This is a genomic window from Brevundimonas sp. UBA7506, assembly GCF_002479495.1.
In the GTDB taxonomy this organism is placed as follows: domain Bacteria; phylum Pseudomonadota; class Alphaproteobacteria; order Caulobacterales; family Caulobacteraceae; genus Brevundimonas.
Window position 1 is genome coordinate 180,669 of record NZ_DLNQ01000005.1, and the last position, 14,189, is coordinate 194,857.

At 67.5% G+C, this 14,189-nt stretch carries 14 protein-coding genes and 1 pseudogene; 4 read left to right on the forward strand and 11 right to left on the reverse strand.

Annotation, left to right across the window (positions count from 1 at the left end):
* Positions 1 to 17: 17 nt before the first annotated feature.
* From B3K53_RS02625 to B3K53_RS02660, 8 genes are all read right to left on the reverse strand, one after another.
* A complete protein-coding gene (locus B3K53_RS02625) occupies positions 18 to 1,067 on the reverse strand; it encodes a L,D-transpeptidase family protein (protein WP_292082530.1) in 1,050 nt (349 codons plus the stop codon).
* A gap of 36 nt (positions 1,068 to 1,103) precedes the next feature.
* Complete coding sequence (locus B3K53_RS02630) at positions 1,104 to 2,261, reverse strand: pyridoxal phosphate-dependent aminotransferase (protein WP_292082531.1); 1,158 nt, start codon at positions 2,259 to 2,261, stop codon at positions 1,104 to 1,106.
* A 7-nt stretch (positions 2,262 to 2,268) separates the two neighbouring features.
* Positions 2,269 to 3,078, reverse strand: a complete 810-nt coding sequence (gene rsmA / locus B3K53_RS02635; protein WP_292082532.1) for a 16S rRNA (adenine(1518)-N(6)/adenine(1519)-N(6))-dimethyltransferase RsmA — start codon at positions 3,076 to 3,078, stop codon at positions 2,269 to 2,271.
* A gap of 10 nt (positions 3,079 to 3,088) precedes the next feature.
* Positions 3,089 to 4,105, reverse strand: coding sequence for a 4-hydroxythreonine-4-phosphate dehydrogenase PdxA (gene pdxA / locus B3K53_RS02640; protein WP_292082533.1), 1,017 nt, complete (start codon positions 4,103 to 4,105; stop codon positions 3,089 to 3,091).
* Positions 4,102 to 5,457 (reverse strand): peptidylprolyl isomerase, encoded by a 1,356-nt coding sequence (locus B3K53_RS02645; protein WP_292082534.1) that lies wholly within the window; start codon positions 5,455 to 5,457, stop codon positions 4,102 to 4,104. Before B3K53_RS02645 ends, pdxA begins: the two co-directional genes overlap by 4 nt.
* Positions 5,458 to 5,572: 115 nt before the next feature.
* Complete coding sequence (locus tag B3K53_RS02650) at positions 5,573 to 8,005, reverse strand: LPS-assembly protein LptD (protein WP_292082536.1); 2,433 nt, start codon at positions 8,003 to 8,005, stop codon at positions 5,573 to 5,575.
* Positions 8,006 to 8,045: 40 nt separating this feature from the next.
* Complete coding sequence (lptG, locus tag B3K53_RS02655; protein WP_292082538.1) at positions 8,046 to 9,149, reverse strand: LPS export ABC transporter permease LptG; 1,104 nt, start codon at positions 9,147 to 9,149, stop codon at positions 8,046 to 8,048.
* Positions 9,146 to 10,279 carry an LptF/LptG family permease gene (locus B3K53_RS02660; protein WP_292082539.1) on the reverse strand — a complete coding sequence of 378 codons (1,134 nt, stop codon included), beginning with the start codon at positions 10,277 to 10,279 and terminating at the stop codon, positions 9,146 to 9,148. Before B3K53_RS02660 ends, lptG begins: the two co-directional genes overlap by 4 nt.
* Positions 10,280 to 10,433: 154 nt before the next feature.
* On the opposite strand from B3K53_RS02660, the gene B3K53_RS02665 reads away from it, so the two are divergent.
* From B3K53_RS02665 to B3K53_RS02680, 4 genes are read left to right on the forward strand one after another with little or no spacing between them, the layout of a single operon-like run.
* A complete protein-coding gene (locus tag B3K53_RS02665) occupies positions 10,434 to 11,909 on the forward strand; it encodes a leucyl aminopeptidase (RefSeq protein WP_292082540.1) in 1,476 nt (491 codons plus the stop codon).
* Between the two features lie 27 nt (positions 11,910 to 11,936).
* A complete protein-coding gene (locus tag B3K53_RS02670) occupies positions 11,937 to 12,398 on the forward strand; it encodes a DNA polymerase III subunit chi (protein WP_292082541.1) in 462 nt (153 codons plus the stop codon).
* Positions 12,399 to 12,415: 17 nt separating this feature from the next.
* Positions 12,416 to 12,727 carry a hypothetical protein gene (locus tag B3K53_RS02675; protein ID WP_292082542.1) on the forward strand — a complete coding sequence of 104 codons (312 nt, stop codon included), beginning with the start codon at positions 12,416 to 12,418 and terminating at the stop codon, positions 12,725 to 12,727.
* 22 nt (positions 12,728 to 12,749) lie between these two features.
* Entirely contained in the window at positions 12,750 to 13,043 is a 294-nt protein-coding gene (locus B3K53_RS02680) for a hemolysin (protein WP_292082543.1), read from the forward strand.
* A gap of 6 nt (positions 13,044 to 13,049) precedes the next feature.
* Here the strand turns inward: B3K53_RS02680 and B3K53_RS02685 are convergent, their stop codons facing one another.
* The 3 genes and pseudogenes from B3K53_RS02685 to B3K53_RS02695 form a co-directional block, all read right to left on the reverse strand.
* Complete coding sequence (locus B3K53_RS02685) at positions 13,050 to 13,442, reverse strand: hypothetical protein (RefSeq protein WP_292082544.1); 393 nt, start codon at positions 13,440 to 13,442, stop codon at positions 13,050 to 13,052.
* Positions 13,443 to 13,511: 69 nt separating this feature from the next.
* A complete protein-coding gene (locus B3K53_RS02690; RefSeq protein ID WP_292082545.1) occupies positions 13,512 to 13,760 on the reverse strand; it encodes a DUF2164 family protein in 249 nt (82 codons plus the stop codon).
* Positions 13,757 to 14,189: pseudogene (locus tag B3K53_RS02695) on the reverse strand (ABC transporter ATP-binding protein); the annotation flags it as partial. The gene B3K53_RS02690 and the pseudogene B3K53_RS02695, both read right to left, overlap by 4 nt.

Below are 14,189 nucleotides of genomic sequence, written 5' to 3' on the forward strand. Positions count from 1 at the left end.
AGGGCAGGAATCGAGACCTAGCGGAAGACCACGCGCACGCCCGGTTTGACCTTCGACGCCAACTGTTCGGCGTCCCAGTTGGTCAGGCGCACACAGCCGCTGGAGAAGGTCTTGCCGACCTTGGACGGGTCCGGCGTGCCGTGGATGCCATAGGTGTCGCGCGACAGGTCGATCCACACCGAACCGACCGGATTGTTCGGCCCAGGCGGGATGATGACCTTGCGGTCGCCCCGATCATAGCTGACCCGGTCAGGGTCGTAGGTGTAGTTGGGCTCGGGCGCGACGCCGACCACGCTCAGGTCGCCGGACGGCGCCGGGCGCGCTGAACTGCCGATGGTGGCCGGATAGAAGGCCAGAAGTTTGCCGTCGGCGTCATAGGCGCGGACCGAGCGTTCGGTCTTGTCCACCACGATGCGCGCCACGTCGGCGTTCAGGTCCGTCTGGGCGACGGCGGCGACGATGATGGTCTGGCCCGCCTTGCCGAAATCGACGCCGGGGTTGAGGGCGCGCAGCAGGCCCTCGGTCATATGAAACTTCTCGGCCAAGGCTTCCAGGGGCGTAGTGTAGCCGACGGTGGCCAGCTTCGACATGGCCTGAAGGTCGGACGGGACCTGCCCGATGAAGGGCCCGGTCAGGTCGGCGGCGGTGATGACGTAGTCGGCCATGACCTTGCCGTTGTCGCCTGCGGTTAGCCGCCGGAAGACCTCAGCGTCTAGAACGCCGTCCTCGGGCAGACCGGCGGCCTTTTCAAAGGCGGCGATGGCCTGACGCGTATTGTCGCCGCCCAGGCCGTCGATGACGCCGGGCGAGAAGTTGGCGCGGTCCAGCAGGATCTGGGCGCGGGCGATGGCGGGATCGGCCGCGGCGGGCGCCGTCTGGCCGTTCGGGGCGGGCGTCGGTGCGGCCTCGAACACCGCCGCTTCAATCGCCTCGCGCGTGAGCGCAGGCGCGGGTGAAGCGGCGGGCGGCTGTTCGGACTTTGGCGTCTCGGCAGGCGATCCGCAGGCGGTCAGAAAGACCAGGGCGAAGGGCAGGGCGGCGGAGGCAACGAGACGCGACTTCGACATAAAGGCTCCGAAGGTTTCGGGCCCTGACGAACGCCCCTAGGCGCTGAGGCGTTCCTCGGCGGCCGCTGTTCTGGCCGCGAAGAAGGGCTTGATCCGGGTCAGGGCGTCTTCGACCTGGGGCGTCGAGACGGCGAAGCTGAAGCGGATGAAGCGGTGGCCGTTTACCGGGTCGAAGTCGACGCCCGGCGCTGTCGCGACGCCTGTTTCCCGCAACAGGGCCTCGCAAAAGCCGATGCTGTCGTCGGTCAGGTGGCCGATGTCCGCGTAGATGTAGAAGGCGCCGTCCGGCGGGGCGATGGAGCGCAGGCCCATGGCCGGCAGGGCGTCGAGCATCAGGGCGCGGTTGGCGCGATAGACGTCGATATTGGCCTCCAGCTCCTCCTCCTCGTCCATGGCGATCAGACCGGCGTGCTGGCTGAGGGTGGCGGGCGTCAGGAACATGTTGCCGACGCGGGCGCGGGCCTGCGGCACCTCGGCCTCGGGCAGGATCAGCCAGCCCAGACGCCAGCCCGCCATGCTCCAGTATTTGGAGAAGCTGTTGACGATCAGGGCGTTCGGCTCGAACTGCAGCATGGACGGGGTTGGGCCCGTGTAGGACAGGCCGTGGTAGATCTCGTCCGAGATGACCGAGATGTTTCGCTCGCGGCAGACCTCGGCGATGGCCTTCAGTTCGGCCTCGGGGATGATGGTGCCGGTCGGGTTGGCCGGGCTGGCGATGATGACGCCCGCCGGGGCCGGGTCGAGGGCGCGCAGGGCCTCGGCAGTCAGCTGGAAGCGCACCTCGGCGCCGCAGTCGATCTCGACCGGGTCCATGTGCAGGGCCTTCAGGGTGTTGCGATAGGCGACATAGCCGGGGCGGGCGATGGCCACCCGGTCCCCGGGCTGAAAGCGCATCATCAGGGCCAGCACCAGTGCAGGCGAGGCACCCGCCGTCATGACCACCCGCTCAGGATCGACAGCGACGCCATAGCGGTCGTCATAGAGCCTGGCGATGCGGGCGCGCAGGGCCGGGCTTTCCCAGTAGCCGCCGGGATCGCTGTCGAGGATGCGGTGGGCCTGGGCGATGGCGGCGGCGGGGGCGCCGGTCGAGGGCTGGCCGAACTCCATGTGGATGATGGAGCGGCCCTGGGCCTTCAGCTCATGGGCCAGTCGGCTGACGCTGATGGCGCGGAAGGGTTCGATTTCAACGGTCATGGCAGGCTTACTTCAGGGCGTCGGCCAGGCGGAGGAAGCCGGCGATGTCGATGACCTCGGCGCGGGCGTCGGGTTCGATGCCGGCGGCCTCGCACAGGGCGGCGCCGCCGAGCTGTTTCAGGCTGGAGCGCAGCATCTTGCGGCGCTGGCCGAAGGCGGCGGCGGTGACGCGCTCCAGCTTCTTCAGGCGCTCGGGCGAGGGGCGCTCGGCGCGCGGGACGACATGGACGACCGCCGAGGCCACCTTGGGCGGCGGGGTGAAGGCGGCGGCGGGCAAGTGCATGACGATGCGGGCGTCGGCCACGGCCTGGGTGATGACGGCCAGACGGCCATAGGCGTCGTCGCCGGGCGCGGCCACGACACGCTCGGCCACCTCCTTCTGGAACATCAGGGTCAGGGCGCAGGGCTGCCACGGGCCGGTCAGCCACTTGATCAGCAGGGGGGTGCCGACGTTGTAGGGCAGGTTGGAGACCAGATGGGCGGGGCCTTCGACCAGGTCGGCCTCGCGGACCTTGAGCGCATCGCCCTCGACGATGGTGAGGCGGCCAGAGCCGTCGTCCAGTTCGCTGAGCAGGGGGATGAAGCGCGGGTCCTTCTCGACCAGCACCACCTTGCCGGCGTCGCTCTCCAGAATGGCGCGGGTTAGGCCGCCGGGGCCGGGGCCGACTTCGATCACGGCGCGGCCTTCGAAGGGACCGGCGTAGCGGACGATCTTGCGCGTCACGTTGAGGTCCAGCAGGAAGTGCTGGCCAAAGCTCTTCTTGGCCAGCAGGCCGTGGGCGTCGAGCGTCTCGCGAAGGGAGGGGAGGTCCGTCATACGGGACGCCTTAGCGCGTGGCGCGCGTCGCCGCCATCTCTGAAGCCAGTCGCACGGCGGCGATGAAGCTGTCGGCGCGGGCGATCCCCTTGCCGGCGATGTCGAAACCGGTCCCGTGGTCGGGCGAGGTGCGGACGATGGGCAGGCCCAGGGTGGCGTTCACCCCGCCCCAGAAGTCCAGGGTCTTGACCGGGATCAGGGCCTGATCGTGATAGAGGCAGATCGTGGCGTCGTAACGGGCGCGGGCCTCGTCGTGGAACAGGGTGTCGGCGGGCAGGGGATCGGTGATGTTGATCCCCTCAGCACGCAGGGCGGCGGCGGCGGGGCGCAGGACCTCGACCTCTTGCAGGCCGATCGAACCGCCTTCGCCTGCATGGGGGTTCAGAGCGGCCATGGCCAGGCGCGGGGCGGCGACGCCGAAATCACGCTTCATCGACTCGTGGACGACGCGGGCGACGCGCATGACGCGGTCCGCCGTGACCAGTTCGGGCAGTTGGTCGATGGCGACGTGGATGGTCACCAGGCAGGCGCGCAGATCCTTGGCGGTCAGCATCATGACCGGGCCGCGCGTGCCGCTGAACGGCATGTCGGCGGTCAGTTCAGCGATGAACTCGGTGTGGCCGGGGAAGCGGAAGCCGGACGCATACATCGGCGCCTTGGCGATGGGGGCCGTGACGACGCCTCCGCCTTCGCCCGAGATGACCAGATCGACAGCGCGCTCGATCCAGTCGGCGACGGCGGGCGCGTTGTGGGGATCGGGCTTGCCCGGCGTGACCTTGGCGGAGGCCGGGTGGTGCAGAACCGGGATAGCGCGACCGAAGACTCCGCGAGCGTCGGACGGGCTGAAGATCTGCTCGACCGGCGCGCCCTGGGACGACAGGACGTCGGCGTCGCCGATGACGACGAAGGGCGTGATGGGGGCGAGCGGGCCGGGCGGCGTGGCCAGAACCGGCCACGCCTTGGCGATGATCTCCGGCCCCACGCCGGCGGGGTCGCCCATCGTGACGATGAGCGGCCGTCCGGTCATCTTTGCTTGATTTCGATCAGGGCGTCAGCCCGCAGGTCGCGCAGGTAGCGGCGGCCCAGCATGGCGTAGTTCTGATTCTGCAGGCGGGATTCGACCTGCTGGCGCGAGGGCGCTTCGGGGCCGCCGAGGCGGCGACCGCAGACCGCCAGGATATGCACGCCCAGCGGCGTGCGCACGACGCTGCTGACCGTGCCGACCTCTGCCGAGCGGGCGACTTGCTGGAACTGCGGCAGCAGGTTGGCCACGTCGCTTTCGCCCAGGTCGGCGCCCTGCATGCCTTGCTCGGCGCGGGCGCGTTGCAGGATGTTGTCGCAGGTCGTTCCGCTGCGCAGTGTCTCCAGGCGCTGGGTCGCGGCGGCCACGTCGGCTTCGCTGGCGGTCTCCGGCAGTTCGATCATGACCTGCTTCATTTGAACCAGGCTGGTGGCCGCGCCGGAACGCTTGTCGCGCATGTAGAGGATGTAGACTCCGCCATCGACCGGAATGGGGTTGGAAAGCTGGCCGACCTCGAGCGCCGCCATCGCCTGCTCCAGCGCGGGCTGAACCGTGCCCTGGACCACCCAGCCGGCGTCGCCGCCGCGGGCGGCGGAGGGCGCGGCCGAGAACTGGCGGGCGACGGCCATGAAGGGCGCGCCCTGGACCATCTGCTGGACCAGCTGGCGGGCGCCGTTCATGGCTTCCTGCATACCGCCGACACGGCTGGCTTCGAGGTAGATCTCGCCGACCAGATACTGGGGCTTGGTGGCCGACTCGGTGAGCTGGCGCATGGCTTGGTCGACCTGGGTGCGGCTCACCTTGGCGCGATCGCGGAAGCGACCGCCGACCAGTTCACGCCAGCCGATCTCGGTGCGCAGCTGCTCGCGGAAGGCCTGGGGACGGATGCCGCCCTGTTCCAGGAAGGCCATGTAGTTCGGGCCGGTGGTGCCGGCCTCGCGCGCCATGCCGGCGATCTCTTCATCGACTTCCTGATCGCTGATCTTGAGCGATTCGAACTTGGCGATCTCGGCGGCCTGCAGGTGCTGTTCGATAAGGTCGTTGAGCGCCTGCTGCTGGATGGCGCCGATATTTTCTTCAGTGGGCTGGACCTGGGCCATGGCCATGACGACCAGCATCCGCTGGCGCAGGTCGTAGCCGGTGATGATCCGGTCGTTGACGGTGGCGATGATGCCGTCCGACAGGCGGAACTGCGGAGCAGCCGCGGCGCGTTGAGGCGCTTCCTCGGCAGCCGGGTTCAGCGTCCCGGCGGCAGGCGCCGGTTGGGTCGGGGCCGTTTGGGCCGCAGACTGACCGACAGCCGTGCCGGCCATGAGGGCGGCCATGGCCACGCCCGTCGTGTAACGCATCAAACGCATCGTCAGTCCTGATTCCCTAAAGCCGTCTCGTCCCCCGTTCAGCAGCGTCATTGACGATGCCGAGCCGTGGAGGGCGCGCGCCCCTGTACGCCATGCTTAGCGCATATCATCGCGTTCAATAGCCTGAACCTCCAAAAGTGGCGAGGTTAAGTCGAATATAGACCCCTTCGGAGGGACCGGTCGGGCGCACCCGGGTGTTGTCGCGACGCCATCCCAGCTCGACGCGGAAGCAATCGTCGTCGAACAGAAGGCCGACTTCGGAGCGGGTGATGATGTCGCGTTCCAGATCGGCGATGCCGTTCACCGCCACGCCCCACTTGCCATAGACGAACTGGTGGCCGGACAACTGGACGAACTCATAGTTGCGGTTCAACGGGCCGGCGACCGGGTTGGAGCGGTCGATGATGTAGCTCAGGCTGGCCTGGTTGCGGCGTCCCCAACGTCCGTCAACCGTCGTTTCCGCGCGGCGAACGTCGCCGTTGGGGTCGATGGTGGCGTGCGCCCAGCCGCGGATGCGGTCGGACGGAGCAAAGGTCGCCTGGACCACCCAGTCAGACGTGCGGTCGGCCAGGCCGGAGGGGTCGTAGAGGCGCGCGGGATCGTCCGGGATCGGCGTCAGGAACTCGTTCTGATCATCAGCGCGAATGCTGCGGCCGATGAACAGGCTGGCTGAACGCTTTTCGTCCCAGCGCAGGGTGGCGCGCGCGCCGGCCGTGAAGCGAACTCCACCTTCCAGCAGATCGTAGCCGGGGAAGCGGTCCATGCGGAACAGGGAGCTGTGGTCCAGTTCCAGCGTCTGACTGTCCTCGTTGGGGATGCGGCGATCCAGGTCGGCGTCGTTCGACACTGACAACTGGGCCATCGGTTCCAGGATCAGGTCGGCTTCGGCGCTGAGGCGGCGATAGAGCGGGTAGCTGACATCCACCCCGGCGCTGGCGCGCCCGCGCGTGAAGACGTCCGAGTCCACGCCCATCATCGGCGGCAGGTCATTGACCGAATAGACGTCGAGGCGGGCGTCCACGAAGGGCTCCCAGCGCAGCCCCATCGGCGAGATCAAGGTGCGGCGCCAGTCGACCTGCCCGGTCACGCGTCGGCTGTCGACGCCGGGCAAGCCGTCGGTCGGGCCGGGGGGGATCAACTCCGGCGGCAGGGTGGGGGAGCCGACATAGGCGTCGCGGAACAGGGCGACGGCGGAGCCTCTCAGGCGCAGTCGGCCGCCGAACACGGGATTCTGAGCTTCCCAGCGCGCGTCAATCAGCGGGGCGACCAGGGGCAGGGTCTTGTCGTCCTCGAAGATGTTCAGGGCCGGCGTGACCGGGTCGAACTGCGCGACCCGCAGGCTCTGCATCGAGAAGGCCGCGACCGAAAGATAGGACCTCTGGGTCTGCCGTTCGGCGTAGATCTGGCTGATCAGGCGGCGACGGTCGCCATAATAGAGGCCGTTGTCCTGATAGGTGTCCCGGACGTTGTAACGGTCGAAAAGGCTCTTGTCCGAGGTGCGTTCGGCCGTGAAGCCCCAGCGCCACGGCCCTTGAAGATCGAACTTGCCGTGCGCCAGCAGATAGCTGCGATTGGTACGGTCGCCGAAGCGCACATTGCTTTCAGCGTCGCCGTCGCCGTCCTGGTCGAAATCGCCGAAATCGCGCTCATAGGTGTAGCCGCCGCGCACGACCAGCGTGCCGCTGTCGAAGCGCCGACGCCACTGGGCGTTCAGGAAGGGCGCGATCTTGGTGTTGATCTGCGGACTGATGAGCAAGTCTTCGGACGGCGAGACGACGTGGAGGTAGGGAACCTCCAGCGAGGCGCCGCGGCCTTCATCGAAATCCGGGAAAGGAATCAGGAAGCCGGACGCCCGCTCGACGCTGGGGTCGGGGTGAGCAAAGGCCGGCAGGTAGAAGACCGGCACCCCTCCGACGCGGAAGACGACGTTGCGATACAGGATGGCGCGCAGGTCCTGGTCCTGCACCGCCTTGTCGGCCTGAATCGATACGCTGGGCTGCTTCGGTCCGTTCACGTCGCAGATCGGGCAGGGCGTGAAGATGACGCGGTTCAGTTCGCTGACGTTCTCGGAACGGCGCACCGCCGTCGCCGCCATCAGGCTGGCGCCATTGGCGAGGCGCATGGCGAGATCGGTCGCGACGCCGGCCTTGAGGTCCGCATCCAGTTCGATGCGGCTGGCGTGGACGACCGTACCGTCAGGGGCTGCGATTTCGGCGTGGCCGGCGGCGGTGGCGACGCCGGTCTTGAGATCGTAGGTGACCTCCTCGGCGCGGATGCTGTGGTCGCGTGTCCGGGCGTAGACGCGATTGTCGGGCGTCCCGTTGGCGCTCACGACGTCGCCCTCGCGGCTGGCCGCGTCAGCGTTCACATAGAGGCTGTCGGGGGTCAGGCCATCGGCTCCAGGTGCGTTCTGGGTGGTCGGCGCCGGGGCAGGCGCCGCGGCGTTCTGGGCCATCGCGGGCAGGGCCGGCAGGCAGGCGACGACGGCCGCACCGGCCAGGAGCCGGGCGCGCAGGGCTCCCTCACGGATTTTGCGGCGATCACTCATGCGGAATCCACTCTTTGCCGGGCGACCGGAAACCGTCCGATTAGCCGTCTTCGGTATAGAACAGCAAGGTGAAGGCGGCGAGCGCCGTCAGCACCGGCGGCAGCCAGGCGGCCAGAACCGGCGGCACGACTTCGGCCGAGCCCATGGCCGAGGAAAACTGGTTCACAAAGAAGAAGGCGAAGCCCAGCACCACGGCCGCCACCGTCATTCGCGCCAGATCGCCGAGCCGCATCAGACGCAGCGAGAAGGCGGCGGCCAGTATCGACATGGCGGCGAACATCAACGGCGTGGCCAGCAGTTGCTGAAGGCGCAGGCGATAGGCGGTCGAGGCGAAGCCGGCGTCCTCGATTCGCTGGATCTGGTTCGGCAGGGACCAGAAGGGCGTCGATTGCGGTCGGGCGAAGCGCTGGAAGGCCTCCTTGTCCGCCAGGTTCGAGGGGAGGTCGAGCGTGGCGTAGCGAACTGCGCGCTGGCCCGTTTGGGCGCCCGTTGCGTCGGTCAGGCGCCAGCGTCCGGCCGTCAGAGAGGCCGTGGCCGCGTCGATCCGCTCGGTGAAGGTGCGACGGCCGCTGGCCGTGGTCGTGTAGATGAAGAAGCTGGCGTCCAGAAGCCGCCCGCTGGCCGGGTCCTGCCGTTCGCCGCGAATGATCATCTGGCGGGCGGCGTCGCCTTCGCGCAGCCAGACGGCCTGCTGGGTTTCGGCGCCGGGCGAGGTGCCGGAGATGCGGCCACGTTCACGTTGCCACATGCCGTCGCCCGCCGCGGCCATGGGGCCGAAAACGGTGACGGTCAGTACGCCGAGCACCAGGGCGCACCCTGCGGCCGGCAGTACGAATCGCCAGGCCGAAACGCCCGCCGCGCGCATGGCGATCAGTTCGCTGCGCCGGTTCAGGCCGACGAAGGCCGCCAGGGTGCCGAAAAGGAAGACGAAGGGCAGCAACTGGATGACGACGCTGGGCGACTTCAGCAGCACCAGGCCGAAGATGCGGGCGCTGGACAGTTCGCCGGATGAGTTTAGCCCGCGCGACACCTCGACAAAGTCGATCAGCATCACCAGGGCGGAAATGACGGCCAGAGCGACGGCCAGGGCGCGCAGTTGCTGGACCAGCACATAGCGTTCGATGCGGCCGAGACGGATCCTCATGCGAACCTCGCCTTGAAACGTTCATAGGGCGCCCAACTACGTCGCCGATGCGGTTTGAGTGCGCGGAACAGCAGGCGCAGGGCCAGGAAACTGACACCCAGCGGCAGCAGATATTGAAGCAGGTTCAATGCGCCGTTCCAGGCGCTGGCCGCGACCAGACCATAGCCGAACACGCGCACGATCAGGAAGACGCCCGCCGCCTTGGCGATGCGACCGCTGTAGCCGGTGCGGCTGAAGGAGCCGCCGAGGATGGCGGTCAGCGCCAGGGCCATCGCCGCTAGCGCATAGAGGGGCGACGCCAGCCGAGAATGGGCCTCGGCCAGAAGTTCGCCGCGCGTGCCAGCGCTTTCCAGCAGGGCGGGCGTCGGGTCGAGCAGTTCTGTCAGCCACAGGTCCGACGGCTTGAAGCGGATGCGCTCGGTCGTCTTGGTGTAGGGCGAGAGGTCGAAGACCTGCTGGTCGAACGACAGCTGGTTCAGAACGTCGCGCGAGGAGTAGCGCTGCATCGACCCGTTCTGCATGGTCAGGACCGGCAGGCCGTCGACGCGGCCGAAGCGGGCGGACTCGGCGTCCCAGGTCGTGACCGTCTTGCCGTTGTCCAGATAGACGAACAGGTTCTTCAGCAGGCCGTTTTGCTCGATCTGCTGGACATAGACGGTCAGGCCGCCGGGGCCTTGAACGAAACGGCCTTCCTCGACCAGCAGGGCGGCCAGGTCGGTGCGGATTGCGAAGGCCTGGCGACGCGCCTCGCGTTGGGCCCAGGGCTGGACGAAGACATTGGTGATCAGGGCGACCACGGCGATGATGACGGCGATCTGGATCGCCGGCCGGATCAGGGACCAGCGGCTGACGCCCGCGGCGTAGGCGGCGGTCAGTTCCTGTTCGCGCTGCAGCCGCGTCAGGGCGATCAGGGCGCCGACGAACAGGCCGATGGGCAGGATGACCGCGATCAACTGGGGCAGGGCCAGAAGGGTCAGCTTGGCCATGACCCAGATGCTCTGGCCGCGCTCGACGATGACTTCGAGTTGGTCGAGGCTTTGGCTCAGCAGCCCGATTCCGGCCAGCGCCGCGCACGCCGCCACGACGGGCAGGCCGATCTGGCGAAAGAGGTAGCCTTGAATCAGCGTCATGGTCGGAAAGAAAGGGTTTCGGGGGCGAGCGAGTTGCAGCCGCGAGCGATGCGGGCCATGTAATACACATCCCAACGCGACGGTGGAACAGCCGCAGCGTTATGTCTGATTCAAGCACGACCGGGGCATGGAACCCTGGCCTGGAGTAGGTTTCATGAAAATCGAGTTCGTCGCTTCCCCCAGCGCCGCTCAAATCCTTGCCGTTCTGGTCCACGAAGGCCGTGCGTTGGCCGGTACGGGCTCTGCCCTGGACGCCGCCGCTTCGGGCGCACTGACCAAGGCCATGTCGAACAGCCGTTTCACCGGCGCCGCGAACAGCAATCTCGCCGTTGCGGCCCCTGCCGGCGTCGACGCCAATTCGGTGCTGTTGGTCGGCGCGGGCGCGGCTGACAAGTTCGACGATCTGGCGGTCGAAACCGCCGCTGCAGCCGCCTATCACGCGGCCAAACTGTCCGGCGCCGAAGTCCTGACCATCGACGCGGCGCACCTGTCGGCCGAACAGGCCGCTCGCGTCGGCTTCGCCGTGCGCCTGGCCGCCTACCGCTTCGCCAAATATCTGACCAAGCAGAAGGCCGACAAGATTCCGTCGGTCACGACGGTTCGCGTCGTCACCTCGGACGCCGCCGCCGCCGAAGCCGCCTTCCAGCCGCTGTCGGCCGTGGCCGACGCCGTCCTGTTCTCGCGCGACCTGGTGTCGGAACCGGCCAACGTCCTGTATCCGGCCGAGTTCGCGCGCCGTGTGAAGGAACTGGAAGCCCTGGGCGCCAAGGTCGAGATCCTGGGCGAAGCCGAGATGGAAAAGCTGGGCATGCACACCCTGCTGGGCGTGGGCCAAGGCTCGGAGCGTGAAAGCCAGCTGGCCGTCATCCAGTGGAACGGCGGCAAGGAGGGCGAAGCCCCCATCGCCTTCGTCGGCAAGGGCGTCTGCTTTGACACCGGCGGCATCAGCCTGAAGCCGGCTGACGGGATGGAAGAGATGAAGTGGGACATGGGCGGCGCCGCTGCTGTGGCCGGCCTGATGCACGCCCTGGCAGGCCGCAAGGCCAAGGTCAACGTGGTCGGCGTCCTCGGCCTGGTCGAGAACATGCCTGACGGCAAGGCCCAGCGTCCGGGCGACGTGGTCGTGTCGATGTCGGGCCAGACCGTCGAAGTCCTGAACACCGACGCCGAAGGCCGCCTCGTGCTGGCCGACGCGCTCTGGTACACGCAGGAGCGCTTCAAACCGAAGTTCATGATCGACCTGGCCACCCTGACGGGCGCCATCATCATCTCGCTGGGCCTGGAATACGCCGGCGTCTTCTCGAACAATGACGACCTGGCTGACGGCATCCTGGCCGCCGGTCCCAAGGTTGGCGAGAATGTCTGGCGCCTGCCGATCCCTGCCGCTTATGAGCGTCACATCGACAGCCCGATCGCCGACGTGAAGAACACCGGCAACGGCCGCGCCGGGGGCTCGATCACCGCCGCCCTGTTCCTGCAACGCTTCACCAACGGCGTGCCGTGGGCGCACATCGACATCGCCTCGACCGCCTGGGTCAAGGATAGCCGCAACCCGACCGTGCCGGACGGCGCCGTGGGCTATGGCGTGCGTCTGCTGGACCGCATGGTCGCCGACAAATACGAAGCCTGATCCGACGTATTCAGAGGGTAGGACCGGGTGTCTGACGCCAAGCCGGAAATCTGGTTCTACCATCTGGAGCGCTCGACGCTGGATCAGGTGCTGCCGGGCCTGCTGGAGAAGACCCTCCAGCGGGGCTGGCGCGCCCTGGTGCGCGGGGCGGTCTCGCACCGTCTCGACGACATCGACGAGCATCTGTGGAGCTATCGCGCCGACAGCTTCCTGCCGCACGGCCTCGCGTCAGAGGAACACGCCGTCCGCCAGCCCATCCTTCTGTCCGAATCGGGCGAGAACCTGAATGGTGCTCAGGCGCTGTTCATCGTCGATGAGTCAGAGCTGGGGACCACGGAAGGGTACGAGCGGTGCTTCATCATTTTCGACGGTCGGAACGAACAGGCGTTGCAGCACGCGCGCGAGCGCTGGCGCACGCTGAAGGCGGCCAACGCCAACCTGGCCTACTGGAAACAGACGGACGAAGGGCGCTGGGAAAAGGCGGCCTGATCGTCTCCCTGAGCGTCTTGGGGCTGCTGACGGTCGCCGGTTGCTCCTCGTCATCCCCCACGCCGACCGCGCCCCGCATCGTTGAGCAGGCGCGTCAGAACCAGCCGGTCGGCACACGCCTGCCTCAAAACGACGCCGACATGTGCAAGGCGGGCGAACTGCAGTGGCTGGTCGGGAAACCGCGGACCCAGATTCCCGTTCCGGTGGATGTGGTGAACCGGCGGGTGGCCTGCACGACCTGCCCCGTCACGGAAGACTATTCGCCTTACCGTCTGAATATTTTCTACAATCAGCAAACCGGCATCGTCGAGCGCGTGAGCTGCGGCTAAGCCCGGAACAAAGAGGAACGCCATGAAGACGATCGTGATGCTGACGGCTTTTGCGGGCGCTGTGACGCTCTCTGCCTGCGCTCCGACCCATGATGCGGCGCCGGGCGCTGAACCGACGCCTGTGGCCTGCAAGGCTGGCGACTATCAGGAATATGTCGGCCGCAATCGCTCGACCATTCCCGCCGACGCTCCGCGCGGCCGCATCTTCCGCGTCCTGTGCAGCAGCTGCGCGGCGACCATGGACTTCCGCGACAACCGCGTGAACTTCACTTACGACGACAAGACCGAGGTCGTGACGCGCGTCAGCTGCGGCTGACGTGATTCAGGGGGCGGGCTTGACCGTGACCCGGATCACGTCCGCCCCCTCGGTCCCGACTTCATAACGGGCCGTGCCGCCGCGCCGCATGATCATGCGCGGGGCGGCGATTTCCTCGCCGTTGCGGAACAGATTCACCTCGGTGACGAGCAAGTCCTCGGCGCCGTCACCCTGTTGGGCATAGACGGTGGTGTTGAAATCAAGCGCATCCTGGTCGCCGTTCAGGGTCAGGTTCGCCGTGCCGCCGACGGCGACGAAGGTGCTGGCCAGAACCACCTCCTTGCCCGCTTCCATCAATTGCAGCTCCACCGCGTAACGCTGAGGCGTCGCGTCCTGGGCCAGGGCGGGGAGCGCGATCAGCGCGGACGCGAGCGTCATCGCGGCGAACAGGTGGTTCATGTCGGCGTCCTTTCAAGCGAGCAGCGTCTAGGTGCTGTGATTCATGTAGAACGTCGATATGGAAAGGCCTCAGCGCTCCAGGCCGTAGAGGGCGTCGGCGACGTCCTCGACCTTTTGACGGACCACGATCTCGGCGTCGCGCAGACCGCGATTGTAGAACAGCCGACCGATGTCGCGCTCAATGAACTCGACCAACATTTCGGCGGGAAGCTGGCCGACCTCGACTTCCATGTCATCGCGCAGATAGGCGCGCAGGCGGCTGGCCGCCTCCTGCAACTCTTCACGGGTCAGGACGGAAGAAGGCGGCTTCTTCGTCATGCGACCTCGGCCAGGGCTTCCTCGGCGGCGATCCACTCGGCCTCGGCTTGATCGAGCTCCGCTTGGGTCTTGGCGCGGGCGCGCGTCAGGCCCTCTAGTTTTTTCGGGTCCTTGACCGGGGCGTTGGCCAGGTCGTCGTCCAGGCGGGCCAGGTCGGCGGTCAACTGGGTCATGCGATCCTCGGCCTTCTTCACCGCGTGACGCAGGGTGGACGGCGAGGGACCTTTCTTCTTCTCGACCTTGGGCGCAGCGGCGGGCGTGGGGGCGGCGGCCGTGACCTCCTCGCGCACCTGGGTCGGCTTCATGCCCGCCTGCTTGGCGCGGTCCAGGACGAACTTCTGATAGTCGTCCATGTCGCCGTCGAAGGGCTTCACCGAGCCGTCGGCGGCCAGCCACAGGCGGTCGGCCACCAGTTCCATCAACGAGCGG